The following is a 929-nucleotide window of genomic DNA, read 5'->3' as shown; positions in this document are numbered from 1 at the left end:
GGGCGCTCGTCTTCACCGCGCCTTTTGCTGTTCCTGCATTTGAATTGACCTGCTGTTCCGGCCCGCGCGCCATGGTTGTACGTTGCTTCCTTCAAAAGATGCGACACGGCGCGCTTGTGTCAAAACAATGTACGGCTTGCTGCGCAAGCTCGATCGCGAGGACGTGGAGCGGATCTTGATCGAGACGCTGCCGGTATCGGCGGAATGGAGTGCCGTGAATGACCGGCTTGGCCGCGCGGCGGCGGCGTTTGAAGAGCAGGAGTGATTGCGTTGACGGGCCTGGTTCGGCTCGGGAATCGGTGCCGGATTAGCATCGTGCGAATCAACCGCCTGGAACAGCCTGCTGCTTGATTCAATCGAAAAAAAACGCCCGGTCTCGAAAGAACCGGGCGTTTCGTATTTCCCCTGCTTCAAACGAAGCTTATTTTCCCAACCCTGCCTTCGCGACCTGTTGCTCCACGTAGGTGGAAAACAGCGCGTGCAGATGCGTCGTCGGATGTACGGTATCCGCGTACATGTAGGTCTGGTCGGCGTTCGCCACCGTGTACGTCTGCGGCGAGCAGAACAGCGACGTGCCGAACGCGGTCGGGTTCGGCTGGCCGGCTTTCGTGGCGGCAGCGATCATCGCGGCAAGATTACAGGCCGTGCCCGTATTCGATACCGAAAAGCCGTTCGACTGATAGTTGGCCTGGACACCATCGACCCACGTGTAGGCATCGACGTAGATCACCTTCGACAACAGCCCCGCCTGCTGCAACGCGCCTTGCAGCGTGCCGTTGAACAACTGCGTGACTTGCGACAGCGTCACGCCCTTGTCGGCGCTCGCAAGCCCCTGTGGCGATCCGCCGATATCCGGCACATTCGATACCAGCACATGCGTGGCACCTGCCTGAACGACGCGTCCGACGACCGCGATCAGCCAGGCGGCA

1 protein-coding gene and 1 pseudogene are annotated in these 929 nt (G+C 60.4%); one reads left to right on the top strand and one right to left on the bottom strand.

What is annotated here, in order from left to right:
- The first annotated feature begins 43 nt into the window (after positions 1 to 43).
- On the top strand, positions 44 to 265 hold the full coding sequence (locus ACRXB1_RS36825) for a Sua5 family C-terminal domain-containing protein (protein ID WP_449494876.1): 222 nt from the start codon (positions 44 to 46) through the stop codon (positions 263 to 265).
- A 156-nt stretch (positions 266 to 421) separates the two neighbouring features.
- On the opposite strand, the pseudogene ACRXB1_RS36820 reads toward ACRXB1_RS36825, so the two are convergent.
- Positions 422 to 929 (bottom strand): annotated as a pseudogene (locus tag ACRXB1_RS36820) (SGNH/GDSL hydrolase family protein); the annotation flags it as partial.

The organism is Caballeronia sp. M23-90, from assembly GCF_053574605.1.
Note: the sequence above shows the minus strand (reverse complement) of the source record. Positions and strands in the feature narration are given on the sequence as shown.